We start from the raw sequence: 25,027 nt of genomic DNA on the forward strand, positions 1-25,027 counted from the left end.
GCCACATCGCGACCGGCCCGTGTCACGATGACGCTTGCCCCGCCACCCAACTGTTCTAGGATGCGCTTGCGTGGCAAAAATGCAACACTACATCGGGCGCTGAACCGGAACAGGGACCGACATGAACCTCGAGAAATTCACCGAACGCGCGCGCGGCTTCCTCCAGGCGGCGCAGACCGTCGCGCTGAGGATGAACCACCAGCGGATCGCGCCCGCGCACCTGTTGAAGGCGCTGCTTGAGGACGATCAGGGCATGGCCTCGGGCCTCATCGCAAGGGCCGGCGGTGATGCCGCGGCGGCGCGGCGCGAAACCGATGCGGCGCTGGCGAAAATTCCGGCCGTGTCGGGCAGCGGCGCCAATGCCGCCCCGGCGCTGGACGGCGAGACGATCCGCCTGCTCGACCAGGCCGAACAGATCGCCCAGAAGGCGGGCGATTCCTATGTGACGGTCGAGCGGCTGCTGCTCGCCCTCACCCTCGCCTCCACCACCGATGCGGGCAAGGCGCTGGCCGCGGCCGGCCTCAAGGCCGACGCGCTCAACGCCGCGATCAACGAATTGCGCGGCGGGCGCACCGCCGACACGGCCTCGGCCGAGGATCGCTATGACGCGCTCAAGAAATTCGCGCGCGATCTCACCCAGGCCGCCAGGGACGGCAAGCTCGATCCGGTCATCGGCCGCGACGAGGAAATCCGCCGCACCGTCCAGATCCTCGCCCGGCGGACCAAGAACAATCCGGTGCTGATCGGCGATCCCGGCGTCGGCAAGACGGCGATCGCCGAAGGCTTGGCGCTGCGAATCGCGAATGGGGATGTCCCCGACAGCCTCAAGGATCGTCGGCTGATGGCGCTCGATCTCGGCGCGCTGATCGCCGGCGCGAAATATCGGGGCGAATTCGAGGAGCGACTGAAAGGGGTGCTCGACGAGGTCAAGCAGGCCGAGGGCGACATCATCCTGTTCATCGACGAGATGCACACGCTGATCGGCGCCGGGAAAAGCGAAGGCGCGATGGACGCCGGCAATCTGCTGAAGCCGGCCCTCGCCCGCGGCGAGCTCCACTGCATCGGCGCGACGACGCTCGACGAATATCGCAAATATGTCGAAAAGGACCCGGCGCTGCAGCGGCGCTTCCAACCGGTCTTCATCGGCGAGCCGACCGTCGAGGACACGATCTCGATCCTGCGCGGGCTCAAGGAGAAATACGAGCTCCACCACGGCGTCCGGATCACCGATTCCGCGCTCGTCTCCGCGGCCACGCTGTCCAACCGCTACATCACCGATCGTTTCCTCCCGGACAAGGCGATCGACCTGATGGACGAGGCGGCGAGCCGGATCCGCATGGAGGTCGAATCCAAGCCCGAGGAGATCGAGACGCTCGATCGCCGCATCATCCAGCTCAAGATCGAGCGCGAGGCGCTCCGCAAGGAAAGCGACGCGGCGTCCAAGGACCGCCTGAAGACTCTGGAGGGCGATCTCGCCGCGCTCGAGGAGCAGTCGGCCGAGCTGACCGCGCGCTGGCAGGCGGAAAAGGAGAAGATCCACGCCGAGGCGAAGATCAAGGAGCAGCTCGACGCGGCGAAGCTCCAGCTCGAGCAGGCCCAGCGCTCCGGCGATCTCGCGAAAGCGGGCGAGCTGTCCTACGGCGTCATCCCCGGCCTGGAGCGCCAGCTCGAGGAGGCGCAGGCGGCGAGCTCCAGCGCGATGCTTCGCGAGGAGGTGACGAGCGAGGATATCGCCGCCGTCGTCTCGCGCTGGACCGGCATTCCGGTCGACAAGATGCTGGAGGGAGAGCGCGAGAAGCTCCTCGCCATGGAAGAGGCGCTCGGCAAGCGCGTGATCGGCCAGAAGGAGGCGGTCGAGGCGGTCAGCCGGGCCATCCGCCGCGCCCGAGCCGGCCTTCAGGACCCGAACCGGCCGCTTGGCAGCTTCCTGTTCCTCGGCCCCACCGGCGTCGGCAAGACCGAGCTCACCCGCGCGCTCGCCGGATTCCTGTTCGACGACGATTCGGCGATGGTCCGCATCGACATGTCGGAATTCATGGAAAAGCACAGCGTCGCGCGGTTGATCGGCGCGCCGCCGGGCTATGTCGGCTATGAGGAAGGCGGCGTGCTGACCGAGGCGGTCCGCCGCCGGCCCTATCAGGTCGTCCTGTTCGACGAGGTGGAAAAGGCGCATGGCGACGTGTTCAACGTCCTGCTCCAGGTGCTCGACGATGGGCGGCTTACCGACGGGCAGGGCCGCACGGTCGATTTCACCAACACGATCATCATCCTGACCTCCAACCTCGGCAGCCAGTTCCTGACCGGCCTGGCCGACGATCAGAGCGTCGAGAGCGTCGAGCCCCAGGTGATGGAGATCGTGCGCGGCCATTTCCGGCCCGAATTCCTCAACCGGCTGGACGAGATCATCCTCTTCCACCGGCTCGGGCCGTCGCACATGGGGCCGATCGTCGACATCCAGGTCGCCCGCGTCCAGAAGCTGCTCCAGGATCGCAAGATCGCGCTGGAACTCACCGACGGCGCGCGCGCCTGGCTCGGCCGGGTCGGCTACGATCCGGTCTATGGCGCAAGGCCGCTCAAGCGCGCGGTGCAGAAATATCTGCAGGACCCGCTCGCCGATGCGATCCTCAAAGGCGAGGTGAAGGACGGCCAGACGGTCAAGGTCGACGAAGGCGACGGCGCGCTGAAGCTGGCGGTCGCCTAGATCTCGTATCCCATGCGCTCGGCCCAGGGGGCGAGGATCGGCAGCACCGGCTCCATGAACTTACGGTAGCGATGCCAGCGCCCGGCCGAGCGGTTGTAGATCGGCTGCGTCACCTGCGAATAGCTGGGCGTGCGGATATGCGCGCGGCGCGCCGCGCTGCCCTGATTGTCGAGGACCTTGGGATCCCAAGGCAGGCCGAGAAAATCGAGCAGGCCACGCATTTCGCTCTCGGCGTCGACCACCATCCGCTCGTAGCGGACATGATGCACGTCGATCGGCAAGAGATCGCGCGCGCGGGTCCAAGCATCGAATACCGTGTCGTACAGCCTTGCGGCTCCTTCCAGCGTCACGAAATTGACCATCGCGTGGTTGAGATTGAAATTGGAGGTGAAGCAGCTCAACACGCAGTCGCACGGATGGCGCTCGGCGAAGATCACCTTGGCATCCGGGAAGATGCGGTGAATGAGCGGCATGCGCACCATGTGCAGCGGATATTTGTCGACGACCGTCTGGCCCGGCGCCGCCGGCTCGATTTGATCCAGCACTTCGAAATAGCGCCGCCGCAACACGTTCGCCTCGGCATCCGTCAAAGACGCGATCCGCTCGTCCCCGCCGAGCGCCTCCTCCACGCGCGAGACGATCTCGACCTCCTCGAGAACGTGGAGATTCGGAAGATTCATCAGCAACGTGTCGAGCAGCGTCGTGCCCGACCTTGGGAAGCCAATCAGGAAGATCGGCGCCGGGGGATCATGGTCGACCGAGACGGGCGGCCAGGCGGTAACCCGCTCGGGCGTCAGCAGCGCGGCGCTTCCCTCCACTTTCTCGACAAACGTCGGCCCGTCGGGAAGCCGCCGCTCGACAAGCGCGGCCTCGTTCATCTCCACATAGGCCGCATAGGCGCTGTCGAAATCGCCGACGCTGTCGTAGAGTTGGGCGAGCAGATGCGCGCGCCGATTGCGGTTGATGGTCGGGGGCGTTGATTCGGCAAGCGCCAGCGCTTCCTCGCTGCGGCCCTGGCGACGCAGGCCCAGCGCGCGGACGAAATCGATCTCGGGACCGGCGGCGCCGCGGCTGCGCGCCTCCTCGATCAACGCCTCGATCTCGTCGAACCGGTTCAGCCGCTCGAGCAGGAGGCCCAGTTCGAGATAAGCGGGGGTGAAACCGGTGCTGTTCCTGATCGCGGCACGATAGGCCCGCTCCGCCGCCGCGAAATCGCGCACCACCGAAAGCGCGAGTCCGAGCTCAAGCTGAACCTCCGCATTGTCAGGCGCGATCCTGGCGGCCTCGATCATCGTTCGCAACCGCGCCTCGTCGCGATCGACGTTCGTCAGAACCCTCGCGAGATTGACGTAGATGGGAATCGCGTCGCGCCGGAGGTTGATCGCACGTTCGAACGCGAGAATCGCGCCGTCGATGTCGCCTCTGGCCCCCCGGACATTTCCGAGATTGTTCCACGCTTCATAATCGCTGGGGATCGCGGCGACGACGTCGCGATAGGCCGCCTCCGCCTCATCCATCCGGCCCAGCTGCTGGCAGATATAGCCGACGAGGCGGCGGACCTTGATGTCGCTTTCGCCAGCGCGCGCCGTGACAAGGGCTTCATCGAGATCGCCTCTGGCGATCAGCGCGGTGGCAAGGTTGATGCGAGCGCCGCGATCATGGGGCTCGAGATCGAGCAATCGTCGAAAGTATCCGATGGCCGCGCCCGTGTCGCCGAGCTGGCCTGTGACAATGCCTGCGAAGCCGAGCAACGCCTTGTCGGTGGGCGCTTCGACGAGCGCCGCTTCGAGCAGCGCCCGCCCGCCGACGAGATCGCCACCCTTGATAAGGGTCATGGCGGCGGAGAGCTGGGAATTGGACTCGAGCATCGGATCAGTCATTCGGTCGGGCGACGTCGAAGGCGACGGTGAGCCGCTCGCCGGCGGCGAACGGGCGGGTGCCATGCCACATCGTGGAAGGAAAGAGAACCAGCCGGCCCGGTTTCGGCTCGATGAGGCGGATCGGCGGCAAATCGAGCCCGAGTTCGGTGGCCTCGCCGAGCGTCAGCCAGCCGTCGTGCCGATCGCCGCCGATCGCGCCGTCCGGCAGCGCCACGTAGAAAGCCGAGCTCAGCCAGCCAGCGGGGTGGACATGGTTCACGTGAAAGCCGGCGTCGCTCAACCGCACGGACCAGGAGCCAGCGAAGCGGACCGGCCCGCGCGGCGCGGCGAGCAGCGGGTGGCGCGGATCGTGCGCCGGAAGCTGGGCGACATGGGCTTCGACCGCTTCGACGATCGCCTCCCGCAGCGCCCGGATCTCGGGCTCGGCCCGGGCAAACAGGGGTCCGTCCGTCTGCGTCCCCCCGCGCACGGTCTGGTCGAGCGGCTGGCGCGTCGCGAGGTGGAGCGTCCGAAGGCGAGCGGCGAGGGCGTCCAGCGCGCCGATCCGCGCGCCGATATCGTAGACACCGATGAGCCGCGGATCGCCTTCGAGCCATTGCCAGCGCGCATCGCCGGTCAGCCGCCATGCCACGGCGAGATAGGGCGTCATCAGGAAATCGGGGTCGGCGTCGATCCAGCGCTCCGCAAAAGCCGCCGCCTCCAGCGCGCGCCCGGCCCGCAACAGATGCCGCGCATAGCGGACGGCCATCGACACATGTCTGATTGGGCCCAGCCGCGCGAAGCCACGGTCGGCCGCCTCGATGTCGCCCCTTTCGGCGACACATACCGTATCGAGGCCATCGAGGATCGGCTGCGGCCCCAAAGCGGCCCGGGCCCGCGCGATCACGGTAAGCGCCTCGTCAAACCGCTCCCCTTGGAGCAGGAGGCTTATCAGCGATTGCCACAGGTCCTGGCGGCCCGGCTCCGCGGCGAGCGCGCGCTCGTAAGTGACGGTCGAGCCGTTGCCATCGCCGCGCATCCAGCGCAGTCGCGTCGCCGTCTCGTGTCCGGCGGTCCAGGCGGGCGAACGCGCCAGCGCCGCGTCGAGCATCGCAATCGCCTCGTCCATCCGCGATTCGGCGAACAATGCGGCGGCATAGCCCTGGCGCACCGCGCCATCGTCCGGCGCCATGGCGACGGCGCGGGCGAAGAGATCCGCGGCCGGGAAGCCAGCCTCCATCGTCACCCTGGCGAGTGAATGAGCGATCAGCGGGTCGCCCGGAGCCAACTGCGCCGCCTTTGCAAAGGCATCGCGCGCGGCGACCGAATCCTCGCGGCCGCGATGGGCGAGGCCGAGTATCTGCCAGATGCGCGCATCGCGCGAATGGCGCTTCGCCGCACTCTCGAGCGGAGCGAGTGCCTCGTCGTACAGGCCATGCTTCACGGCCGTGGCAGTGGCGCGAAACACGGAATTGGCGTCGGCCGGCGCAAGTGCGGCAAGAAGCGCGCGCGCCTGCGTCTTCACAATGCCTCCGGCCCGTCGTCGAAGCCGCTCGCCGCGATCATCGCCGAGACCGCTCCCCGTTCCCCGGGCGACAGATCCGGATGCCAGGTGTCGACGATCAGAAGGACGCGCAAGGCGTCGCTGCCGTTCATCGCCTCATGCTCGATCGTGTCGTCGAACACCCACGCCGCGCCGACCTTCCACTCGCGGGTTTCGGCACCGACGCGGAACCAGCAACGGGGCGGCACGATCAGCGGGAGGTGGCAGACGAGCCGCGCATTCGACACGCCGTTGTGGGGCGGAATATGCGCACCCGGCGCGAGCAACGAGAACATCGCATTGGGTCCGCGCCCTGGGATGACCGGCTGCTCAAGGTGCTCGAGGAGGGCGATCGTCGTCGGGCAATGGCGGGCATTGGCCTCGACCGGGACGCCGCCGCGAACCAAATGGATCGCCGTCCAGTCGCGGTTCCGGTTGAGTGCGGCCCATTGCCGCAGGGGGGCACTTTCGGGATATTGGATATAGGGCTCAAGCTCCGCGCGCTCGGCCGTCAGCACCCGGTTGAAATCGGCGAGGATCGGGTCGGTCGCCGCCTCGAGCTCTGCGAGCCAGGGGAAATCCTCGCGGTCGTGAAACTCGCGCTCGCGAAGCCCGGGATAGTGGAAATGGGTCGGCTCTGAGTGGAATGGCCGGGTCCGGCGGACGATATTGTCGCGAAAGCGCTCGGCGCGCCGGCGCTCGCATCCGTCCAGCTTCGCGGCCGCGGCATCGAGCGCGCCGTCGAGCCGCGCAGCCATCCGCTCGACATGGGCGGCGTGCATGCGTTTGGCATGCTCGGTCATCTGGCGGAGGTGGGAGGCGACGGATTGCGGCTGCTGTGCCAGCGCGTGGCCATAAGCCTCGCCCGCCTCCGCTTCGCGGCCGAGCTTTTCAAGGATGTTTGCCTTGAGGAGCAAGGGCACGAAGCCGAGCGGCTCGACCGCCAACGCGCCGGAAACGCCGACGAGCGCGGCCTGGAGATCGCCGAGCCCGCGGCATATCGCGCTCAGCTTCAACCAGGAATCGGCGCGGCTCCGGTCGAGCGCCACCGTCCGTTCGAGCAGCGCGCGCGCGGCGGCGAGGTCGCCGCGCGCGGCCGCGCGATCGGCCTCGGCCTCGAGTGCCGCCGGATCCTGGCTATCCATGAGACTGGTCACCGCGACCTTTTAGCCCATCGTCCGGATAAGAAAAATGGCGGGCCCGAAGGCCCGCCATCCAAGGCTGTCGTCGTCTGTGCGACTTAGAAGTCGAGCGTGACGCCGGCGTAGATGTAGCGCCCGAGGGCATCGTACACCTGCGCATAGGTGTTGCCCGAGCAGATGACCGCAGGGCAGGCCTGCGAGCCGACCAGCGGGGGCTCACGATCGAAGATGTTGTTCGCGCCGAGGCGGAACGAATAGTGGTTGTTCATCCGGAAGGTCAGCGACAGATCGAAATAGTTCTGCGCCGGAATCTTCAGGTTGTTCGGCTGCAACGCGGTGCCATCGATATCCACCGGGCCGAAATAGCGCCAGCGGAGCGAGGCGCCGATACCGTGCGGGCCAGTCCAGGTCACACGGGCCTGGTGGCGCCACTCGGGGCTCGGCGTGCCGCAGATGTTGCCGTAGAGACCGGCGCACTCCTGCGGAGCACCGACGCCGGCGTCCGTGACAAGACGGTCAAGCCACGTGCCGACGAAGTTGAAGCCGAGCGAGCCCATCGCCCCGATCGAATGGCTGTAGCTGGCATTGACGTCGATGCCACGGGTGCTGAGGCCACCGATATTTTGGATGGTGTCGACGATGTAGCCATTCGTGCTCCGCCACAGCGTACCGAACTGGTCGCGGTGGATGAGGCCGCAGAAGAACGGGTCCTGCGTGTCGACGCACTGCTGGATGATCGTGTCGGCGCCGATCCCCTGGATCGCCTGCTTCAGCTTGATGTTGAACCAGTCGACGCTGATCGCCAGGCGCGGGATGAAGCGCGGCTGGAAGATCACGCCCGCGGTCCACGTGTCGGCGACTTCCGGCCCGAGGTCCGGGTTACCGCCCGTGAGGCCGTTATACTGCGCTGCCGGATTGGCTTGAACGATCTGGCCCACCGTCAGACCCTGCGCAAGGCAGCCCGTATCCTGCGCGGTGATCGCGACCGGATTGCCGTCGCTATCGACCTTCGCGCACGGATCGGTGGTGCCGTCCAGAGCGACCGACTGCGGCGAGAACAGGTCCTGGACGGTCGGGGCGCGAACCGCGCGGTTGTAGCCGCCACGGAAGGTGATGTCCCGAACGGGGGCCAGGGTCGCCTCGATCTTGTAGGTGTTGGTGCTGAAGCTCGCGCCGGTCGGATTCTTGTAATCCGAATAACGATAGCCGCCGCTGATCGTGAACTCATGCAGGAAGTTGTCACTCACGATCGGGATGCGGACTTCGGCGAACGCCTCGCGGACATCGAACTGGCCCTGCACCGGGAGCGTGGCGCCGCCCTGACCGGCAAGGTCGCCAGTCTGGAATTCGAGGTCCGAATTGAAGTCGAGCGCTTCCTTGCGATACTCGACGCCGGCCGCGATGCCGATGCCTTCGTCGGTCCAGGGGAAGCGAAGCCCGTAATCGCCAAGCTGGCCCGTGATGCTGGCCGACGCGACGGTCTCTTCGACCGTGGCGCGCTGGAAGCCCGGCGTCTGGAGATAGGTCAGCGCCGCAGGAGTGACGCCGCCCGGCGCGAAGATGTCGTAGGGCACGCAGTTCGGATCCGAACCGCCGGTCTGCGCAGAGCGGCAGATCGGGGTGCCATCCGGCCCGGTGATGACGTCGAGCGCATTGGTCAGACGATTGACCGAGAAGTCGTTGCGATAGGTCTCGGAGAAGTTCGTCCGGCCATACTGATAGTAGACGTCATACGACCAGGCCGAGCTGATGTCGCCGCGGACGCCGACCACCGTGCGATATTCGATATGCTGGCGATCGTCCTGACGGCCACCGCCTTCGACGTTGCGGCGAAGGATCTGGAGCAGGCCGCGTTGGTATTGCAATCCGCTCACCGGATCGGTGAACTGAAACGGCGTGCGGATCGCCGGAACCGGACCGTCGTTGGTCGGATCGTTATCGTTGTTCAACGCAATCTGCGCATTTGCGGCGCGGGTATCGCTCGCGACAGTCGACCCGTCGGGCGAAACGAGCAGGTTGACCGGGTTGCAGGCGATGGCCAGTTGCTGCGCCGACAGGAGCGGGTTGTCGCAGTTGATGCTGATCGTGTTGCCGAAATCGCCCGAGCCGGCGATCTGCGCCACCGTCCGGTCGTCCATGAACATGAACTCGACATAGGGACGCACGCCCTCGGTCACTTCATAGTCGGCAAACAGGCCGGCCGTGTAGCGCTCGTCCGGACGCTGATAATAGTTCAGCGGACCAAAATTGTATGGCGTCGAACCCGGCGTGAACACGCGGCCGTTGCCGATCTGGTAGGTGTTGGTGGTGGTGAAGAAGGTACCGTTCGCCGAGGTCGCGGAGCCGCCGCAGTTGAATCCGGTATCGGCAGCATGCGCGCTCAGCGTGCAGGCGCTGTAGTCGCGACGGCCCTGGAGCACCGCGTTGATCTTGCGATAGCCGACATAAGCGGTGACATGGCCGCGGCCGTCGTCGAAGCTCGCACCGAAGGCGAGGTTGGCGTCATAGGTGCCGCCGTCGGCGACATGGCCGGTCGGGAAACCGAAGCCCGAATTGTTCAGCGCGTCGGTCACCGAACGACGGGTATCGTTGTTGTGCTGATAGAAGGAATATTGCGCGTCGGCGCGGAAGCCTTCGAAATTGGTGTTGAGGATGAAGTTCACGACGCCGGCGACGGCGTCGGAGCCGTACACCGAGGAGGCGCCGCCGGTCAGCACGTCGACACGGTCGATCAGCGCGGCGGGGATCATGTTGATGTCAGCCGCGGACGACGACGGATCACCCGGAACAAGGCGACGGCCGTTGACGAGGACCAGGGTACGCTGCGAGCCGAGGTTACGCAGGTCGAGCGTGGCGGTGCCGGTCGCGCCGTTGGCGATGTTCGCGCCCTGCGAGGCGAAGACCTGCGGCAGCGAGTTGACGAGGTCCTCGGCGCGGGTCGTGCCGGTCAGGCGGATATCCTGGCTGTTGACCACCGTGATCGGGCTGGCGCTCTCGAGGTTCGGCTGCGGAATGCGCGAGCCGGTAACGACGATCGCCGGACCCTCATCGGACTGCGCGCCATTGGCGGGCTGGGCCGGCTGACTGTCCTGGGCGAAGGCAGGCGCGCCGACTACGGCCGCACCGCAAAATACGGTCGTCGCCAGCAGCTTCGTCAAAATCTGCGTCTTGGTCATTTCCATCCCCTTGGTACGGCCACGGCCGCATTTGAAAATTACGCCCCGCGTGCAGCCCGGACAGGCCGCGCAAGCCTCGCCTGTTTAAGAAAACCGGCGTCGGGTGCAATTCTCCTGTGGGTTCGCGCCGCCCTATTTTGCCCTCCGTGACAAAATTGCCACAATCGATTCCCGCCCCTGGCGCGGCGGCGGGAGAGGAATTTGTTGCCTTGGCCGGCGCGCTTGCGCACAATTTCCGCGCACAACCGATGGGAGCCAGACCATGACCTCGCGCCACCTGCTCGCCGCCGCCCTGCTCGTCCTGCCGGCCGCCGCGCTGGGCCAGGCGCGCCCGCCACAGGGCGTCGCGCAGGAGCCGGGATCGGCCGACCAGGTCGATGCGGTCATTGCCTGCCGGGCGATCGCCGACGGGCCCCAGCGGCTGCAATGCTTCGACGCGGCGGCCGCGCGACTTGCCGATGCGACGGAGCGCCGGGACATCGTCGTCGTCGATCGCAACCAGGTGCGCGAGACGAGGCGGCGGCTGTTCGGCTTCGCGTTGCCCGATATCAGACTGTTCGGCGGCGGCGGGCGCGACCACGGGGGACGGGACGAGGACGCCGAAGAGGTGCGCGAACTGCGCGGCACGGTCGCGAGCGCCTCCAACGGGCAGGGCGGCCGCTGGGTGGTCACGCTCGAGGACGGCGGCACCTGGACGCAGGTCGACAATCAGCCCCTCGCGATCTGGCCGCGGCGGGGCACGGCGGTGCTGATCCGCCGGGGCCTCGTCGGCAACTACATGATGGAAGTCGCAGGCCAGCCCGCCATCCGGGTCCGGCGAACGGGCTAGGGCGTCCCGCCCACGAACGCCGCGGCATCCACCCTGGCGCCGTTCCACATGAGGCTCCAGTGGAGATGCGGCCCGGTCGCGCGGCCGGTGGCGCCGACGGCGCCGATCGGCTGGCCCTGGCGGACATGATCGCCCGTCCGCACGCTGACGCGCGACAGATGGAGGAAGGCGCTCGTCAGCCCCATGCCGTGGTCGAGGATGACGAGATTGCCCTCCAGGCTGAACATCGGCGGCGGCGCGAGGGTCACCACGGCGTCGGCCGGGGCGACCACGGCGGCGCCCGCCCCTGCCGCGATATCGGTCCCGCTGTGATAGGCGGCGGGCACCCCGCCGGCGTAGATTCGCTGCGATCCGAACTGGCCGGACAGGCGGCCGCGCGCCGGCCAGATGAAATGCTGGGTCCAGCCGATGCTGTCGGACGCGGCCGTCCGCGCCGCCCCGATCCGGGCCAGCTCGCCCTCGCGCAGGCGCTGGAACGCCGGCGTCGGCCCGCCGCTCGGGCGCGCCATGCCCACATGCTCGATCCGCCACGCGCGCGGCGCGACGCGCAAGGTCTGGACCTGCTCGCCGCCGGCGCGGCGGATCACGAGCCGCGCTTCTGGCCCGGCATCGCGATCGAAGCCGATCAGGAAGCGCCCGTCGCCCGCAAGCGGAACCGGCCTGCCATCAAGCGTCAGGGACAGCGTCCCCGCCGGCGCGGCGCCGCGGAGCAGCGCGCCCTGCATCGGCGGGCCGTCGAGCGTGACGCCGGGATCCGCCGCCGCCGAGCCGAGGATCAACGCGGCGGCGGCAAGGAGCGCCTTCATCCGCGTCCTTCGGCCTTCAGCGAGCTGGCGGCATCGACATAGGCCTCCTGCCGCTCGGCGCTCCAGTAGCGAAGGTCGCTGAGCGGGATCGGCTGGTGGGTTACGGCGCAGATGACGTGATCGCCGGGGACGAGCACGCGATAGGTGCCCTGGAGATAGTGAATGCGGGCCGGGCGGCCCTTGTGCGACATCAGCATCGGATCATCCTCATGTCACAGCAATTTGGGCTGATCGGGCCGGCCGGGCAAGGGGCTGCGGCGCGGCGCGGGTGCCTCGCCGCCCACGCCCGCCTCGACATCGCCGTCGTGGAACTTGAGATCGAGACGGCGCGCTGCGCGGGCTGCCGCCGCCGAGGTCAGGACGCGACCGTCGCGGTCGCGCACCAGGGCATAGCCGCGCGCCAGCGGCCGCTCGGGATGCGCCGCCTCGGCGATCCGCCACAACGCGGCGAGCCGCTCGGCCGCCCGCGCCTGGGCGTGGATGAGCAGCCCCGGCCGAAGCGCCCCGGCGGCGTGCCCCAATTCGCCGCGCGCGCGATCGAGGCGGGCGCGAAGGCCGCGCGGCAGGCGATCGCCAAGCTCGTCGAGCCGCTGGCGCTGCGGCGCGAGCAGGTCGGCCTCGGCCGGCCAGTGGCGGAGCAGCGCTTCGAGCCGCTCGCCAAGCCGCTCATGCGTGCGCCGCGCGCACCGCTCCGCGCGGGCGCCCAGACTCTGCACCTGCGCCATCAGCTCGGCACGGACCGGCACGGCCAGTTCCGCCGCGGCGGTCGGCGTCGGCGCGCGGCGGTCGGCGGCGAAATCGCATAAGGTCGTATCGGTCTCGTGCCCGACCGCCGAGATGACGGGGATCGCCGAGCCGGCCACCGCGCGGACCACGATTTCCTCGTTGAACGCCCACAGATCCTCGATCGAACCGCCGCCGCGCGCGACGATGATCAGGTCGGGGGGCATGGAGAGCGCGTTGAACCCGGCGACCGCCGCCGCGACCTTTTCGGCCGCGCCGTCGCCCTGGACGGGGACCGGCCAGAGCTGGACATGGGTGGGGAACCTGTCCTCGAGCCGGTGGAGAATGTCGCGGATCACCGCCCCGGTCGGGGAGGTGACCACGCCGATCCGCGCCGGCGCGAATGGCAGCGGCCGCTTGCGCGCCTCGTCGAACAACCCCTCTGCCGCGAGCTTGCGCCGACGCTGGTCGAGCAGCGCCATCAGCGCGCCCTGTCCGGCAAGCTCGAGCCGGTCGACGACGATCTGATAGCGCGAGCGCGCCGGATAGGTGGTGAGCCGCCCGGTCGCGATCACCTCCACGCCGTCCTCGGGCTGGAACCGAAGCGCGCCCGCCTGCCCGCGCCAGATCACCGCATCGACGCAGGCGCTCTCGTCCTTGAGCGTGAAATAGCAATGGCCGGAAGCGACCCGCTTGAAGCCGGAAATCTCGCCGCGCACCCGGACATGATCGAACGCGCTTTCGACCGTGCGCTTCAGCGCCGACGAAAGCTCGGAGACCGAAATGGCGCGCGCGTTGTCGCCCGGCCCCTCGCTTGCTAGGAGCCCGGGATCGCCCGCTGGAAAATCGTCGCTCATGCCAAGGCTCTGCTCGTGAATCTGCTGCTCATCGGTTCGGGTGGACGCGAACATGCGCTGGCATGGAAGCTCGCGCAATCGCCGCGCCTCGATAGATTGTATGCCGCGCCCGGAAATCCAGGCATCGCCCAATGCGCCGAGCTGGCCGCGATCGACGCCGCCGATCATCGCGCCGTCATCGATTTCTGCCGCCGCCATTCGATCGGCCTGGTCGTGATCGGCCCCGAAGCGCCGCTGGTCGACGGCCTCGCCGACAATCTGCGCGCGATGGGGATTGCCGTCTTCGGTCCCGACCGGATCCCGGCGCAGCTCGAAGGATCGAAGGGCTTCACCAAGGATCTGTGCGCGCGCGCGAACATCCCCACGGCGCGGTACGTCCGCGCATCCGACATCGCCGCCGCCGAAGCCGCGCTGGCCGATTTCGGGCTTCCGGTCGTGATCAAGGCGGATGGCCTTGCCGCAGGGAAAGGCGTCGTCATCGCCGAGACCCTCGAGGACGCGAAGGCCGCGCTCGCGGCGATGTTCGACGGGGGTTTCGGTGGCGCTGGCGCGAGCGTGGTGATCGAGGAGTTCATGACCGGCGAGGAGGTGAGCTTCTTCGCGCTGGTCGACGGGGAAACCGTCGTTCCGTTCGGTTCGGCGCAGGACCACAAGCGCGTCGGGGACGGCGACACCGGCCCAAACACCGGCGGCATGGGCGCCTACAGCCCAGCCGCGATCCTGACGCCGGAGCTGGAGGCGCGGGCGCTCGATGAGATCGTCCGGCCGACGGCGCGCGCGCTGGCCGAGGCGGGAACGCCCTATTCCGGCGTCCTCTATGCCGGGCTGATGCTGACCCCCGAAGGGCCGAAACTGGTCGAATATAATGCCCGCTTCGGCGACCCGGAGTGCCAGGTGCTGATGATGCGGCTCGAAAGCGACCTGGTCGATCTGATGCTCGCGACCGCGACGGGCCGGCTCGCCGCCCAGGCGCCGCCGGTCTTCTCGGCCGACGCCGCGCTCACTGTCGTGATGGCGGCGCGCGGCTATCCGGGCACGCCCGAAACGGGCGGCGCGATCGGCGGGCTCGCCGAGGGCGAGGCAGGCGGCGCGAAGATCTTCCACGCCGGCACCACGCTGAAGGACGGGACGCTCGTCGCCACTGGCGGGCGCGTGCTCAACGTCACCGCCACCGGCGCGAACGTCGCCGAGGCGCAGCGAAAGGCCTATGCCGCCGTCGACGCGATCGACTTTCCGACCGGCTTTAGCCGGCGCGACATCGGCTGGCGCGAGGTGGCGCGCGGCGTTAGGATCGGCGGCGCATGAAGGCCTGGACCAAGCTCCTGATCTCGTTCGCCGCCCTGCTCGCCAGCGGCTGGATCGTCCACGGCCCGCTCGGCCAGGGGGCCGCCTTCGTCGCCGGTCTCCAGGCTGAGGCCGACGCCGCGGTGCGCGCCTCGATGGCGCCTCCCACCCGCATCGCCTTCGGCCATGATCCGCTGAGTCGCGCGGCAACGCTTTCGGGGAGCGCCAACGATTTCCAGCGCAACGGCATGGGCCTGCTTCCCGGCATCACCGGCACGGTCGCCGCCGTTCCCGGCGTCGGCGCGGTGCACTGGGCGGACGCGGGGAGCGGCGGCTTCGTCCTTCCTCTCCTCGTCGAGACCGAGGCGCTCGCTCTGCTTCCCTGGTTGATCGGCATCGCGCTCGGCTGGCACCTGTTCCGCCCGCGCCGGGAGACCTTCCTGTGAGGCCGGGATCATGCTGACCCTTGCCGAGTTCAACCTGCCGCTGCTTGTCGCCGCGCTGCTGATCGGCCTCGCCACCGGCTGGTGGCTGCGCCGTCGCTCGAACCGAAACTGAAGCCTCGAAAAAGGACCAATGCCGCCCATGTCGTCCACGACCATCTATATCATCGTCGCCGTCCTCGCCGTGCTCGTCGTCGGCTTCCTCGTCATGCGCCCGCGCGGCGGCGGCCGGATCGAATCGAAGCGTCCGGCCGAGCCCTATGTCGCCAGCACCGATCGCCCTTATGTGAAGGCGTCGCCGGCGCCGGCCGAGGGCGAGGGCGTGACCGACGAACTTGCGGCGGCCGCGACCGACGTGACCGGCGAGGTGCTCGGCGTCGACGCGCATCGCGCGCTCGCCGGCGGCGAAGGCCCGGCGGACGATCTCCAGAAGCTCAAGGGCGTCGGCCCGAAGATGGCCGCCAGGCTCAACGAGCTCGGTGTCATGCGCTACGATCAGCTCGCGAGCCTCAACGAAACCGAGCTTGCCCATCTCGACGAGCGGATGGGCCCGTTCAAGGGCCGCATCGCGCGCGACCGCATCGCCGAACAGGCCGACTATCTCGCGCGCGGCGACACCGATGGCTTCGAGGAGACCTTCGGCAAGCTCGGCGGCTAGCCGATCCGCTCCGCTGCCAACCGTCCCTGGAGCAGACGATCCGAGGCCTCGACGAAGCTCGGCCTGCCGGGCGAGACCTAGGAGGCCAATGACAAGGGCTGGCGGGCGTCGCCGAAATCGAGCCCGCTCGTCCGCATGGCATCGCAGATCGTGCGATAATCGGATGTGAGCTCGGTCCCCGCCGGTAAATCGCAGGCGGCGACATCATCGCCGAACGCGATTCCCCGCGAGAGGGTGTTGGGGCGATCCGAATGATTGAAATGCCGGCCATTGTCGCCGCATAGGACCCAGAGCCCGGCGTCCCGGTGCAGCGTCGAATAGGTCCGCAGGAAACGCTGGATATGGGCGGGAAGGGTCTCGATCTCGCTGTCGCCATAGACACGGTCGATCCGGGAATCGAAGCGCCAGATCGTGCGGCCGGCCGCGACGGGCTCGATCAGAAAGACGCCGATGCCGTGAATGGCGCTTGGCCGCAATTCGGTTTCGACCATCATCATGGCGACGCTTCTCCTTCGAAGCGCACAAAGGAAATCGGGGTGGATTGTTCCTTGCCGGCCGCTCCCTTTGACCTGGATCAAACCGAATCTTCCGCGTCGCGGCGATCGCGCCGATCGGCGGCTCAGTTCGAGGTCAAGGTCGTCAGCATCTCACAAGTCGCGCGGATTTCGTCGCGCAGGAGGGTCCGTTCCTCCTTGACCAGGATCACGGAGCTGTCCCGCCACGCATTGATGATCGTGGACCGCAACGCGCGAAGATCGGCCAGGATATGATCGATCTCCCGCTGTTGCGAATGATGGGACCGGTGGCTGCCGTCCGAATCTCTGAATTCAGCTTGGCTCATCTTGTAACGGCCTCCGAATCGTCGTGACCGATACATGTCCCGACCTGGACTCTTCTGCATTCAATCGTGTGAAGGGCGAAACGACACAGGTTAATGCGCCGCCCGCTCACATTCCGTCTCGCACGGCATTTTCGAGCTGTAGATAGGATGGATCGAAATCGCCGAGCGCGCTGAGCCGGTCCCAGTCGTGGATCTGGAAGTCACGGCCGGTCATCGAGATGAGGCCTTCGCCGCGCAGGCCTTTCAGGGTGCGATTGATGTGGACAGGCGTCAGGCCGAGCGCATCGCCAAGCTGCTGCTGGGTGAGCGGCAGGCTGAAGGCTCGCCTTTCGCCGCGTCCCGCCTGCTCGACCCGCAATCCGATCTCGCACAGCAGGTGCGCCATGCGCTGCGTCGCCGCGCGCCGGCCCAGATTGGCCGCCCATCGCTCGAGCACCGCGATATCGACGGCGCAATAGGCCCAGAAGGCTTCCGTCAGCGAAGGCATGGTGCGCGCGAGCGCGGCCATATCCTGGATGGGCACCCTGATCAGGGTGGTCGTCACAAGGGCCTGCAGCGATGGAGCGGTGCCGGGGCGGACGACCGCATAAAGATCGGCGACGTCGCCCGGAATGTGGAGCGCGGTGATCTGGCGGACACCGTCGCTGAACGCGGCGAAGCGGCCGATCACGCCTTCGACGACGAAATGGACATGGGCGCCCTGCCGGCCCGGCGGGACAAGATCGATGCCGGCGCCGACCTGGACGATCATTCCGCCCAGGCCGAGGATCGCCGCCCGTTCCTCAGCGCCGATCGCCGCGAGGCTCTCCAGCCGGCTCGCGAATCGCCGGAAGGGGGATGTATCGGCTTGTGGCATTGTGTCTCCCTGCTTTGGCGGGAGCACCAAATCTCTCAGCCACCGACCCACCACGGTTTTAATCGGTGATAATGACGGTGTAACATAAGATAATCCACGAGTCGAGGCCGTGACCCCGCCGAGCCCCCGCGGGATCGCATTCATGCTGGACGGGAACCCCACCCCTGCCCCGAGGCCTTGATCCGCACAGGTCGCGAGCCAGTTCAGGGTCGCCGGCGCTTGGGCGCGCCGCCGCTGCCTGCCAGCTTCGCCGCGATATCCTCAATGCCCCTTGGGCGATGGGTCCGATCGGGGCGGGGCGATGCCGCCGGCTTCAAGGTCGGTGTCGTAATCCTCGCGGCCGTCATGGACGTCGCCGGCTTCCGAGCCGCTGCCGGTCGCGGCGCCGGTGCGGCGATCGAAGCCGGCGCGCTTGCCGCGCTCGCTCCCGCCTTGCCGCCCGGCCGTCATGCGCGCGCCACCGCCCGCGCGACGAGCAGGTCGACCGCGAGCGCGCCCACGACGAAGGCCAGCGTTCCGGCGGCGATCGCGCGCGACCGGCCCCGCGCGCCGCTCAGCGCGAGCCCGGCAGCGCCGATGTCGAGCACGTCTCCGGCCGCCCGTGCCCACAGGCCGGCCGAGCGCTGCGGCGCGGCAAGGATGCCGATGCCCGCGGCGATCTCGCGCGCGCCGAACGCGCCGACGAGCGGCGCCGCCTCTGCCTTGCCGTGCGCGGCGGCAAGCCGTCGCGGTGCGATGAGCTCCGCCGCGCCCAGCGCGATCGAGAACCAGCCAAGCGGCCGGGCGAGCGATTTCAGGTCCATGTCCTTCTCCATTCTACCTGCGTTAGGTCAGCCGGCCGCGAGCGCGCCGCTCTGCGGATCGACAGGATCATGCCCGACCGCCGCCTGCCACGCCTTGCGGGCGCCATATTGGACGGCCCAGCCGAGCGCCCAGGTGGCGGCGATCGGGAGCGCCGCGCGGATCGCGCTTTCGGCGATCGTGCCCACGATCGCGCCCTTGATTCCGCTGTCGCCGTCGCCACGATCGATTGCCGCCCCGATCAGGGCTCCAAGAAGATTGGCCACGATCGTCTCCCTCAGGCGGTCGCGAGGAGATCGGCGCCGGCATAGCGATCGAATTCCTCGCGATAGCGCAGGGCGAGGCGGCTCTGGTCGCCGGCGGGCGCGCTTTCCTTGAGCTCGGGGAACCAGGTCTTTTCCTCGGTATAGACATGGTGCGCGACCGCGCCTTCGATATGTTCGAGCTTGTCGATGAAGTCCTGGCTCATCGGCTCCATCGTCTCGAGCAGCGCCATCTGCACCTTGACCATCGACTGCTCTTCATAAGCCAGCGCGGCGTGGCCCTTCTGCCCGGCCTCGGTCATCTCGGGATAGATGACCGCTTCCTCCGCGGCGGAATGGCCGTTGAGAAGAATGGCGAGCGCCTTGAAGGCCTCGCGGCGCGACGACGTCTCGTTGGCCGATTTCACGCTCGCAAAGGCCTGCTCGATCCGCTCGTGATGGTCGATGATGATGCTCAGCCAGTCGCCCGGCGTCGCGAGTTCGCGCGCCTTGCGCCGCGCCTGTGCGCGATCCTCCGCACTTTCGGGTGGGGTCACCGCGGCGATCGCCTTGTCGAGAATGGACATGATTTGCTCCTTCAGGGTTGAAGGGAGAAGCGCATGTCGCCACGCCGCGGTTCCGGGCGCGCCGTGAGATTGACCGGATTCCTGAAAATGAGCGGGAATCAAGCCGCGCCGCGGTCGTCGGTCCCCGGCACCCCCGGGCCGAACCTCAGCCGCCTATCGCGCGGCCACGCTGCGAAAGGCTGCGGAAGGTGATCGACCATCGTGTCGTTTCCATCGGCACGATGCTGTGCTCCCATTCGTGGCGCACCTCGCCGGTGAGATGGTAGATCGATCGCGGCGCCAGCGGCTGGGATGCCCGGGCGAACCCGCCCCCGGCCCGTCGCCGGCGCAGCCTCAGCACCGCCTCGGCGCCGAGCGACAGGCCGACGACATGTTCGAAGACGGGCCGGTCGCGATGCCAGCCGATGCCGGCACCGGGATCGTAGCGGATCAGCAGCGCCTGGACGAACGCATCGGGATCGAGGCCGGCAAAGGCGGCCGCCCGCGCGCGGACGGGAAGCAGCGCAGCCGGGATGGGGTCTGCGGGCGCGAAGGCGGCGGTGTCGAAATCATAATGCCATCCGAACGACGCGGTCAGCCGCTTGCCGGTCCAGCCGTGAAATCGAAACGGCGCCAGCGCCTCATGGTCTATCGCGGCGATCAGCGCCCGCTCCTCTTCGGAAGTGAGGAAGGCGTCCGCATAGGCAAGGCCGGGCACGAGCGGGAACGCAAAGAGATCGTCCATCGACTGTTGCAACGCGCCAGCCGTGAAATCGCCGCCGCCCATCTGGCTCTTCGCCGCCGAATGTCCGCCCCGGCCGGGCGAGGGATCAGGCGCGTCGCCGATAGCCGTGACGGGTCCGGTTGTGGGTGCGCCGCCGCGCCGCCGCATGCTTGGCATCCTCGTCGAGCCACTCACGGACCCGAGCGCCGCAGCGTCGCGCCGCGCTCCGGGCTCCTTCGGCATTGCGCGCCACGACGGCGCGGATCATCCGGTTACGCAGGCTCCGCCATTCGAGATAGCGCGCCCTCGGCCCGAGCAGGGCATCTTCCGGCGGACGACGCGTCCACACCAGTTCGATCACGATCTGGAGAAACAGGTGGAGGACGACGTTGCCCGAAGCCTCGCCAACCATCTGGTTATGACTGCGCTCAGCCTCCACGAAATGCGCGAAATCATAATCGGCCTCGGCAATCGCCTCGTCGCTCGCGACGAAGGCGGCGAGCCGCTCGAGTACCTCATCGTCGGCGGTCGTCGCCGCGAGCGCGATCAGCTCGAGGCGGATTCCCTCGATGGCGCGCAGCATGTCCTCGATCCGGGCGCCCTGGAGCTCGAGCAGGATCGCGGACATGTGGACGATGCCGGACACGTCCGGGCGCAGCGCGAAATAGCCGCCACCGGCGCCGCGACGGACCGTCACGAGTTGCTCCTGACCAACCAACGCGGCGGCCTGCCGCAACGTCGGCCGGCTGACCCGGTAACGAAGGATCAGCTCATCTTCGGAACCGAGGAAGCCGCCGGGCTCGGCCGCGAGCGAATCCGCGCGCAGCGCCATTGCCGCCTTGCGGACGGCCGGCTGGGCCCTGGCCACGACCTTAATTTCCGCGAGCCTTCCGCCCGAGACGCGATTCACGACGATATCCCCCATCTCCCTAGTCATCACACTCGAGGAACCTCCGCAAGGGATAACTCGGCCACCCGACGCGAAATTAAAATAATTCATGTGGATATGCCGCCTTGCCGGCCGCGTGCCCTGCCATCTCAATTTCGCGCAATTCGTCGACTTATTGTCGACGACTCAATTCAAATTGAGCCGGTCCATATGTTTACTTGGAAGATGTTTTCGGATCCGGATGACTTCTTGCACGCAGGCGCAGCGCCGTCGCTTCGCGCAACGCCGTCCCTTCACTTGCGATTCCTTCGATCGCGTTCGAAGCGATCATCGCCGCCGGCGGCGCATTGCCGATACCGAAAAATCCGCAGGTTGATGCCGCGAATCCAGTGGCTTAGGTGTAAGGGTACGAAACGGGTCTCTTCCCCATTTCGTACCGGGCGGACGGACGCGACGGGCCGTCTCCAAACCTGCTCCCGCGATCGCCGCCCGGATTGTCCCCCTTCGGGGGAGGGGGGAAGGCGCTGGATCACAGCCGGAACGGGCTGATCCTGCTGAACAATTCCTCGCGCGAGGACACGCGCAGCTTCGAATAGATGTGGCGGATGTGCGATCGCACCGTCTCGATCGACAATTTCATCAGACGGGCGATCGCATCCGCGGTGCGGCCGTCGATCATCTCGCCGAGCACGCGATATTCGGCCGGGGTCAGTTGGTAGACCTTGTCGAGATCGGCGTAGAGCGCGCGAAAGCCGCTGCCGGTCGGATGGAAGGCGATCCCGAGATAGCGCGACCCGCTGTCGCCACCGATCTGCCGCCCCCGCAGCAGCAGGTGACCATCGCCGTCCGGGAAGGGCAGCGCGACCGATCCGGGCAGCGGGCCGAGTTCGGCGACGAATCGCGCAAAGAGATACTGGCCGTTGCGGTCGCCGGCCTGGAGCAGCCCGTCGCGAAGCTCGAGCGCGCCGCCGCGGGCGAGGGCGTCCTGGCCGGCGCCATTGGTCCAGAGCAGCGAACAGCATTGCGTGCAGATCAGGCGCGGCGTCGCATCGACGCCGAGCCAGGTAAGCGCGAGCCGGGCCGCCAGCGGATCGGCGGCCGGCCCATCCGGCTGGGCGTTCAGCGCGACATCCATCCCCGTCCCCCGCACCGCCCGACCATGGGCGATCGGGCGACTTTATACGGTAATTTTACTCGGGGTCGACTCCCGCACGCGCCCCCGCGCGCGCCAAGTCCTTCCGATAGCGAAACTATCTGCGCCGCGGCGGCGCGGGTGCGAAGCGCCACCGATCGCCGCCCTGCGCCTTGACGCCGGCGAGAGTCGCCGTCCGGCCGGCCTCCAGGTCGGCGATGAGACGCATGAGTTCCGCGCCGCGCGGCGCCGCGCCCGGCGCGACCTCGCCAAGCGCGCGCAGCACCAGCCGGCGAACCATCTCCACCGGCAGCCCGCTTGTATCGACGACCAGACCGTCATTGTCGGGCGCGGCGCGCTCGGCCCAGAGGCGGTCTGCTGACCATTCCAATGCCTCTCCGGCCGCGGCGAGGGCGCCGGCGCTGCGGGCGAGCGCGGCGGGATCGAGCCAGCCGGCCGCCCCGAGATGGGCACGAAGCCGGGCCCGATCGAAGCGTGGATCGGCGTTGCTCGGGTCCTCGATCCAGGTCAGCCCCGCCGCGGCGACCACGGCGGCAAGCTCCGCGCGGCGCCAGCCGAGCAGCGGTCGCGCGACATGGCCGTTGGTCGCCCGGATGGAAGACAGGCCGGCAAGGCCCGAGCCACGGTTGAGCCGCATCAGGAGCGTCTCGGCCTGATCGTCGGCATGATGGGCGGTGAGCACATAATGCAGCCCTCGCGCGGCGCGCCACTCTTCGAGCAAAGCGTAGCGCGCGGCGCGCGCGGCCGACTGGAGATTGCCCCGGATCGGCGACGGCGGGCGCAGGATCGTGTGGGGAATGGCGAGGCGCGCGGAGGTTTCCGCGACAAACCGCGCTTCCCCCGCGCTTTCCTCGCGCAATCCGTGATCGACCGTGGCCGCCTCGAGCCGCCCGGGGCGCGCCGCGGCAGTCAGCAGGAGCAAAGCGAGGCTATCCGGCCCGCCCGAGATCGCGACGCCGACGCGTCCGCCGGCGCCGATCAGCGCGTCGAGATCATCGGCGAAGCGCCGAACGAGGGCGGGATCGGGCATGACGCCCGTTTAGGCGCTCGCCGCGCGCGAGCAAACCGGGTCAGCGGGCGTTGCCGCCGCCGGCGCCGCAGCGCGCGTCGGTGCGCGCCTGGGGAAGCCGGGTGCGGATATAGTCGCGCATATTGGGATAGACCTGCGCCAGCTCGTCATAGACCCGGCACGCCTCGGGGCGGCGATTGAGCCGGGTGAGCGCCTGGCCGAGGAAATAAAGGCTGTCCGCGGCCCGCTCGCCGCGCGGATTGTTCTGGTAATTGTCGAGGAAGATGCGCGCGGCCGTCGCCGGCTTGTCGTCGTCGAGATAGGCGCGCCCCTGGAGATTGCGCATCCAGCTGGTCCAGCGGCTGTTCGGATAGCGGGTGGCCGCGGTGTTGAGCGCGCGCTGGGCCTCGGCGAAATTCTGCGCGGCCCACAGGCGATAGCCGGCATTATAGGCTTCCTCGGCCGGATCGGTGGCGCCGGAGGGTGCCGCGGCCGGATCATCGGCCGCCGGGGCCGCCGGTGCAGGCCCCGCCGGGATCGGCGGCGCCGGGTTCACCGCCGGCGCATTCTGCTCCAGCCGATCGAGCCGGCCGCCGAGATCGGCGCGCAACTGCGTCAGCTGCGCCTCGAGCTGGCGGGTGCGGTGGCCCTGTTCCTCCACCTGTCCGGTGATCGACCGCAGCTGCGCCTCGAGCGCATCGACCCGCTCGGCAAGGCTCGCCAATGCATCGCCCGATACGTCGCTCGTCGGCCCGGCCGGCGCGATCGGGCGGATTTCCGGCTCGACCACCCCCGGCTGGCCGCCCGGAAAGACGCGGCGCTGCACGGCCCGCATCTCCTGCTCCAGCCGCCCGACGCGCCGCTCGATCGGCTGCGGCCCGCTCTGGGCGATCGCGCCGGTGGCGGCGCTGGCGGCAAGGGCGAAGGCGATAAGCAATTTACGCATGTGGGATCCCCGTGGGTGACGGCTTCGACGACATGTTAGGAAAGGACGGCACCGCCCGCCACCCCCGACCGATCGCCTCGGCCTAGAAAGCGGTCGCGGCGTTCAACGGTTCGGCGCCCGGCGCCACGGGCACGGGCGCGGGCGACGACGGCGCCGCCGCCGGGGTGGCGGAAGGGGGCGCCGACGAGGCGCGAGTGGCGATGTCCTGGGCCAGCAGGCTCACATTGGCGACCGTGTGCTCGCTGGTATCGAGCATGCCGAGATCGCGCGTGCCCGCGCTGGCGCGAAGCAGCTGGGGCCGGCCGGTCCGCAGCAGCGGATGCTGGGCAGTCGCGGGCACGGTGAAGGTCTGACCGGGCTGGAGCGTTCCCTGGAACAGCGACGGGCCGCTCGCGCCCTCGGTGATCTTGAGCCACACCTCCCCGGTCGCGGTCAGCGTGACCGGCTGCCCGGCGAGCGCAGCCGGCGCGGGCGCGGCCGGCTGCGGCGTTCCGGGCGCGGGCGTGACGGGAAGCTGCGCCTGCGGGGCTTCCGCCGTGCTCGTTGTCCCGTCGCCGAGCGAGCTGCGCCACAGCGCATAGCCGATGACGAGCAGGATCGCGATCAAGGCGGCGGCGATCGCCAGCGCCCGCGGCGGCACCCGCGCGGGATCCGCCGGCTCATAATATTCCGGGGCCGGCGCGCGTCGGACCGAGCCACCGAGCTGATGGCGAAGCTCGCGGCCGAGCTCGGCGCCGTCGAGCCCGACCGCTTCGGCGTAGGAGCGAACGAAGCCGACGGCATAGGTCGCCGCCGGCAGCGCATCCCACTCCCCGGCCTCGATATGCTGGAGATGACGGATCGGGATTCGCGTCTGGGCGGCGATCTCGGCGAGCGACAGCGAGGCGGCCTCGCGCGCATGGGCGAGGCGCTCGCCAATGGTCACCGGTCCACGCGACTCCTCGTGGGCGTCGTCTGCCGTCATGCGATCCGCTCTCCG

26 protein-coding genes are annotated in these 25,027 nt (G+C 68.5%); 6 read left to right on the forward strand and 20 right to left on the reverse strand.

Going from position 1 to position 25,027, the window contains the following annotated elements; genetic code table 11:
- Positions 1–121: 121 nt before the first annotated feature.
- Positions 122–2,701, forward strand: a complete 2,580-nt coding sequence (clpB, locus tag FRZ32_RS05265) for an ATP-dependent chaperone ClpB (RefSeq protein WP_147042529.1) — start codon at positions 122–124, stop codon at positions 2,699–2,701.
- Here clpB and FRZ32_RS05270 read toward each other — a convergent pair.
- The 4 genes from FRZ32_RS05270 to FRZ32_RS05285 all read right to left on the reverse strand — a co-directional run bounded on the left by FRZ32_RS05270 (position 2,698) and on the right by FRZ32_RS05285 (position 10,421).
- A complete protein-coding gene (locus FRZ32_RS05270) occupies positions 2,698–4,581 on the reverse strand; it encodes a tetratricopeptide repeat-containing sulfotransferase family protein (protein ID WP_243445200.1) in 1,884 nt (627 codons plus the stop codon). The genes clpB and FRZ32_RS05270 overlap by 4 nt on opposite strands.
- Entirely contained in the window at positions 4,574–6,085 is a 1,512-nt protein-coding gene (locus tag FRZ32_RS05275; protein WP_147042530.1) for a 2OG-Fe(II) oxygenase family protein, read from the reverse strand. The genes FRZ32_RS05270 and FRZ32_RS05275 overlap by 8 nt, the downstream gene beginning before the upstream one ends.
- Complete coding sequence (locus FRZ32_RS05280; protein ID WP_243445201.1) at positions 6,082–7,260, reverse strand: aspartyl/asparaginyl beta-hydroxylase domain-containing protein; 1,179 nt, start codon at positions 7,258–7,260, stop codon at positions 6,082–6,084. The genes FRZ32_RS05275 and FRZ32_RS05280 overlap by 4 nt, the downstream gene beginning before the upstream one ends.
- Positions 7,261–7,343: 83 nt before the next feature.
- Positions 7,344–10,421: a TonB-dependent receptor domain-containing protein gene (locus FRZ32_RS05285; RefSeq protein ID WP_147042531.1), complete on the reverse strand. Its 3,078-nt coding sequence runs from the start codon at positions 10,419–10,421 to the stop codon at positions 7,344–7,346.
- 262 nt (positions 10,422–10,683) lie between these two features.
- Here FRZ32_RS05285 and FRZ32_RS05290 point away from each other — a divergent pair, with 262 nt between their 5' ends.
- A complete protein-coding gene (locus FRZ32_RS05290; RefSeq protein ID WP_147042532.1) occupies positions 10,684–11,250 on the forward strand; it encodes a hypothetical protein in 567 nt (188 codons plus the stop codon).
- On the opposite strand, the gene FRZ32_RS05295 is transcribed toward FRZ32_RS05290, so the two are convergent.
- Genes FRZ32_RS05295 through xseA form a run of 3 tightly spaced genes read right to left on the reverse strand, consistent with a single transcriptional unit; the run spans position 11,247 to position 13,636 of the window.
- Positions 11,247–12,056: a M23 family metallopeptidase gene (locus FRZ32_RS05295; RefSeq protein WP_147042533.1), complete on the reverse strand. Its 810-nt coding sequence runs from the start codon at positions 12,054–12,056 to the stop codon at positions 11,247–11,249. The two genes, FRZ32_RS05290 and FRZ32_RS05295, sit on opposite strands and share 4 nt — an antisense overlap.
- Complete coding sequence (locus tag FRZ32_RS05300) at positions 12,053–12,253, reverse strand: DUF2093 domain-containing protein (protein WP_147042534.1); 201 nt, start codon at positions 12,251–12,253, stop codon at positions 12,053–12,055. Before FRZ32_RS05300 ends, FRZ32_RS05295 begins: the two co-directional genes overlap by 4 nt.
- A gap of 15 nt (positions 12,254–12,268) precedes the next feature.
- Positions 12,269–13,636: an exodeoxyribonuclease VII large subunit gene (gene xseA / locus FRZ32_RS05305; protein WP_147042535.1), complete on the reverse strand. Its 1,368-nt coding sequence runs from the start codon at positions 13,634–13,636 to the stop codon at positions 12,269–12,271.
- Positions 13,637–13,651: 15 nt separating this feature from the next.
- Here xseA and purD point away from each other — a divergent pair, with 15 nt between their 5' ends.
- Genes purD through FRZ32_RS05325 form a run of 4 tightly spaced genes read left to right on the forward strand, consistent with a single transcriptional unit; the run spans position 13,652 to position 16,021 of the window.
- Positions 13,652–14,941 (forward strand): phosphoribosylamine--glycine ligase, encoded by a 1,290-nt coding sequence (purD, locus tag FRZ32_RS05310; protein ID WP_147042536.1) that lies wholly within the window; start codon positions 13,652–13,654, stop codon positions 14,939–14,941.
- Complete coding sequence (locus tag FRZ32_RS05315) at positions 14,938–15,366, forward strand: hypothetical protein (RefSeq protein ID WP_147042537.1); 429 nt, start codon at positions 14,938–14,940, stop codon at positions 15,364–15,366. Before purD ends, FRZ32_RS05315 begins: the two co-directional genes overlap by 4 nt.
- A gap of 10 nt (positions 15,367–15,376) precedes the next feature.
- Complete coding sequence (locus FRZ32_RS05320; protein ID WP_147042538.1) at positions 15,377–15,478, forward strand: LPXTG cell wall anchor domain-containing protein; 102 nt, start codon at positions 15,377–15,379, stop codon at positions 15,476–15,478.
- 27 nt (positions 15,479–15,505) lie between these two features.
- A complete protein-coding gene (locus FRZ32_RS05325; protein WP_147042539.1) occupies positions 15,506–16,021 on the forward strand; it encodes a hypothetical protein in 516 nt (171 codons plus the stop codon).
- Positions 16,022–16,098: 77 nt separating this feature from the next.
- Here the strand turns inward: FRZ32_RS05325 and FRZ32_RS05330 are convergent, their stop codons facing one another.
- From FRZ32_RS05330 to FRZ32_RS05390, 13 genes are all read right to left on the reverse strand, one after another.
- The gene (locus FRZ32_RS05330) at positions 16,099–16,518 is read right to left on the reverse strand and encodes an SET domain-containing protein (protein ID WP_147042540.1); all 420 of its coding nucleotides are present in this window, start codon (positions 16,516–16,518) and stop codon (positions 16,099–16,101) included.
- 122 nt (positions 16,519–16,640) lie between these two features.
- Complete coding sequence (locus FRZ32_RS05335) at positions 16,641–16,862, reverse strand: hypothetical protein (protein WP_147042541.1); 222 nt, start codon at positions 16,860–16,862, stop codon at positions 16,641–16,643.
- 106 nt (positions 16,863–16,968) lie between these two features.
- The gene (locus FRZ32_RS05340) at positions 16,969–17,718 is read right to left on the reverse strand and encodes a Crp/Fnr family transcriptional regulator (RefSeq protein ID WP_158635840.1); all 750 of its coding nucleotides are present in this window, start codon (positions 17,716–17,718) and stop codon (positions 16,969–16,971) included.
- A 261-nt stretch (positions 17,719–17,979) separates the two neighbouring features.
- A complete protein-coding gene (locus FRZ32_RS05345) occupies positions 17,980–18,168 on the reverse strand; it encodes a hypothetical protein (protein WP_147042543.1) in 189 nt (62 codons plus the stop codon).
- Positions 18,165–18,521: a hypothetical protein gene (locus tag FRZ32_RS05350; protein WP_147042544.1), complete on the reverse strand. Its 357-nt coding sequence runs from the start codon at positions 18,519–18,521 to the stop codon at positions 18,165–18,167. The genes FRZ32_RS05345 and FRZ32_RS05350 overlap by 4 nt, the downstream gene beginning before the upstream one ends.
- Positions 18,522–18,548: 27 nt before the next feature.
- On the reverse strand, positions 18,549–18,785 hold the full coding sequence (locus tag FRZ32_RS05355; protein ID WP_147042545.1) for a hypothetical protein: 237 nt from the start codon (positions 18,783–18,785) through the stop codon (positions 18,549–18,551).
- An 11-nt stretch (positions 18,786–18,796) separates the two neighbouring features.
- Positions 18,797–19,348 carry a hemerythrin domain-containing protein gene (locus FRZ32_RS05360; protein WP_147042546.1) on the reverse strand — a complete coding sequence of 184 codons (552 nt, stop codon included), beginning with the start codon at positions 19,346–19,348 and terminating at the stop codon, positions 18,797–18,799.
- Between the two features lie 145 nt (positions 19,349–19,493).
- Positions 19,494–20,114: an alpha-ketoglutarate-dependent dioxygenase AlkB gene (locus FRZ32_RS05365; RefSeq protein ID WP_243445202.1), complete on the reverse strand. Its 621-nt coding sequence runs from the start codon at positions 20,112–20,114 to the stop codon at positions 19,494–19,496.
- Positions 20,115–20,157: 43 nt separating this feature from the next.
- Complete coding sequence (locus FRZ32_RS05370; protein ID WP_158635841.1) at positions 20,158–20,919, reverse strand: FadR/GntR family transcriptional regulator; 762 nt, start codon at positions 20,917–20,919, stop codon at positions 20,158–20,160.
- 550 nt (positions 20,920–21,469) lie between these two features.
- Positions 21,470–22,075 carry a helix-turn-helix transcriptional regulator gene (locus FRZ32_RS05375; protein ID WP_147042548.1) on the reverse strand — a complete coding sequence of 202 codons (606 nt, stop codon included), beginning with the start codon at positions 22,073–22,075 and terminating at the stop codon, positions 21,470–21,472.
- Between the two features lie 115 nt (positions 22,076–22,190).
- A complete protein-coding gene (gene tilS, locus FRZ32_RS05380; RefSeq protein WP_147042549.1) occupies positions 22,191–23,123 on the reverse strand; it encodes a tRNA lysidine(34) synthetase TilS in 933 nt (310 codons plus the stop codon).
- Positions 23,124–23,163: 40 nt separating this feature from the next.
- On the reverse strand, positions 23,164–24,048 hold the full coding sequence (locus tag FRZ32_RS05385; protein ID WP_147042550.1) for a YbgF trimerization domain-containing protein: 885 nt from the start codon (positions 24,046–24,048) through the stop codon (positions 23,164–23,166).
- 82 nt (positions 24,049–24,130) lie between these two features.
- Entirely contained in the window at positions 24,131–25,012 is an 882-nt protein-coding gene (locus tag FRZ32_RS05390) for a helix-turn-helix domain-containing protein (RefSeq protein ID WP_147042551.1), read from the reverse strand.
- Between the last annotated feature and the right edge of the window lie 15 nt (positions 25,013–25,027).

Origin of the sequence: Sphingosinicella ginsenosidimutans (genome assembly GCF_007995055.1) — a bacterium.
Lineage (GTDB): Bacteria > Pseudomonadota > Alphaproteobacteria > Sphingomonadales > Sphingomonadaceae > Allosphingosinicella > Allosphingosinicella ginsenosidimutans.